The organism is Bellilinea sp., from assembly GCF_034432615.1.
Taxonomy (GTDB): domain Bacteria; phylum Chloroflexota; class Anaerolineae; order Anaerolineales; family Anaerolineaceae; genus Bellilinea.
In genome coordinates this window covers 1-2,291 of record NZ_DAOUBL010000234.1, presented here as the reverse complement: position 1 = coordinate 2,291, position 2,291 = coordinate 1, and the positions used below count along the sequence as shown (strand labels likewise).

The window sequence follows — 2,291 nt, the reverse complement described above, 5'->3', positions numbered from 1 at the left end:
GGTTTCGAGGTAGGGATGATTGATCTGGGTCCCGGGTTGGATCATCTGCAGATGGCGGCGATGATGGCGGCGGATTATGTGTTGATACCCGTATCGCCGCGTTTTCTGGACATGGACGGAGTAGCCGAGGTTACCAACACGATGGCGGAATTGAACTACAGTCAGGGGAAGGAGTGGCGGCGGTTCATCATTCTGCCGACCATGTACATGCGGACGTGGAAGGAGAGCGGGGTACGATTGAAGGAACTGGTAGAACGCTTTGGGGCGATGGTATGGCCACCGATACCGAATGATCCGCGTGTTGCAGAAGCGCCGGGGCGGGGCAAGACGTTGTGGGAGTATGCGGCGGAGACCAAAGCGGTCAAAGGGATCGAGACGGGAGAAAAGCGGATTGGGGGGTATGAAGAAGCGCTGGAGCGTCTGAAAAAGTTGTTGGAGGAAGGATGAGCAAGCGCAAGGGAGAAGAGGTACTGTCGGCCTTCGATGGCTATGATGAGGGTATTCGGCTGCTGCTGGAAGAGACCCAGCGGCGGGCTGAAGAAAGCCACCTGCCGCCTGCGGTGAGGAAGAAAATGGCAGAACTGAAGCAAAAGGAAGAGGAGCGGAAGCGCAAGGCGAAGGAAAAGTGGGAAAAGGCCAAGGGGATGCGGGTATCTGTATATCTTCCAAAGAGTCTTCAACAGGAAATTCAAGAAATAGCACAAACAGAAGGTACCAGCGAATCACAGGTGATGACCTATTTATTATTCGAGGCAGTAGAGCGTTACAAACAAAAAGAGATTGGTTTTTGGGGTTACAAACACCCATCAGAGTCGCCGCGCTACGACTTTATTCTGGTTCATCCGAAGGATACAGAAAGGACGAAAAAAATTGGGTCGAGGAAATCGCAAAAAAACGGTTGGAACGCCTGATTTAGTAGCGCTACTTACAAAATTCAATAGCACTACTTTATGGTGCTACTTGAATTTATTAGTAGCGCTATTGAGTAGCGCTATTGAGAAAAATAAGGAGTGCTACTTGACCCACTTAAAACGTCCTACAAGGCGTCTTTTTGAAGGGGGTGGCTATATTGGTATTCCCCTGCAAAAACAAGCCGTTCCAGAGGCTAATTTCGATTGTTTCTAAAATCACTGAAATTTGGTTCGAGGAGGCGAAAAGTGAGTATCAAGGCAATGTCAAGAGTGTGGGAACATAGTCAGCACGGCGGCTCGACCCTTCTTTTGCTGCTGGCGCTGGCGGATTGGGCGGATGACTGGGGTTATTGCTATCCAAGCCACGAAACCATGGCCAGGAAAATTCGTTCGGGTGAGCGCAATGTGTATTACCTGCTACGCAGGCTGGAAGAGAGCGGAGAAATTCGGATCATCAACCGGGGGCGGGGCGGTAGAACATCCGAAACCTCGATTTATCAGGTGATTGTTGGGTTGACCGCCGACGAGATTGCTGTAAGCGAACAATCATCAGCCATTGGACGCTCTCTTTCACCTGCAAACTTTGCACCCCCTGCAAACTTTTCACCTGAAAAATCTTTCAGTGCATTTAATGAATTAATTAACCGTCAGTATACTGCTGCTGAATCCATTAACAGTAAACAGCAGCAAACTGACGTTTCACCTGCAAAGTTTGCAGGTGAAAAATCTTTCACTGAAAAATTGCGTAAAGGCATTTTACCGCCGGAAATCGAGGCGCAGCTCAAAGCGCTGGGCTGGCGTGGGTCGCTGACCGAAGTCGAGCAGGCCTGGCGGGCAGACCCGGAGCGGGTGCGTCAATGGCTGTGGTACGCCGGAAAGCAGGGCATGAACGGAGCGCTGCTGCGTACCGTGCTGCGCAGCCCGGATGAATATCCCCCGGAGCTGGACCCGGACAGTCCCGCCGTCCGCCGCCGGTACATCGAGGGGCTGTATGCCGACCTCATCGAACACTGACCTGCACCAGCTGCAAGAGCGGTTGGGCTGCGAACTGGTTGCCGAGATGGTGCGGGAATTACCGGACGCCGACTTGGAAGCGGCTCTGCTGGACGAAAAGCACCCGCTGGCGGCTGCTTTGCAAAGGGCGGTGCGGGCGGCGCTGGACACCGGACAGGTGCAGGCACGCCAGATCGTGGTCACGGTGCTGGAAGCAGAACTTTTGAAGCGGCGGGGTGGGACATGAGCGAAAAGCAGCTGGCGCAAATCTCGGACAAGGTGATCCGCCATGCCCGACGGGTGCAGCGGGCATTGGGCAGCGGTCACAGCGAACTGGTCTATCACCGGGCGCTGCTGCACGAACTTCGCTCCAGTGGCTACGAAGTG

Annotated in this window: 5 protein-coding genes; all 5 read left to right on the top strand. The window is 53.6% G+C overall.

The genetic code is table 11. From position 1 onward, the window contains the following. A partial coding sequence (locus VAE48_RS10180) for a ParA family protein (protein ID WP_322793215.1) occupies positions 1–447 on the top strand: 447 nt, incomplete at its 5' end. Continuing rightward, positions 444–911 (top strand): hypothetical protein, encoded by a 468-nt coding sequence (locus VAE48_RS10175; protein ID WP_322793214.1) that lies wholly within the window; start codon positions 444–446, stop codon positions 909–911. The genes VAE48_RS10180 and VAE48_RS10175, both read left to right, overlap by 4 nt. A 246-nt stretch (positions 912–1,157) precedes the next feature. After that, positions 1,158–1,925, top strand: coding sequence for a helix-turn-helix domain-containing protein (locus tag VAE48_RS10170; protein ID WP_322793213.1), 768 nt, complete (start codon positions 1,158–1,160; stop codon positions 1,923–1,925). Further along, positions 1,903–2,151, top strand: coding sequence for a hypothetical protein (locus VAE48_RS10165; RefSeq protein ID WP_322793212.1), 249 nt, complete (start codon positions 1,903–1,905; stop codon positions 2,149–2,151). Before VAE48_RS10170 ends, VAE48_RS10165 begins: the two co-directional genes overlap by 23 nt. Next, a partial coding sequence (locus VAE48_RS10160; RefSeq protein ID WP_322793216.1) for a GxxExxY protein occupies positions 2,148–2,291 on the top strand: 144 nt, incomplete at its 3' end. The genes VAE48_RS10165 and VAE48_RS10160, both read left to right, overlap by 4 nt.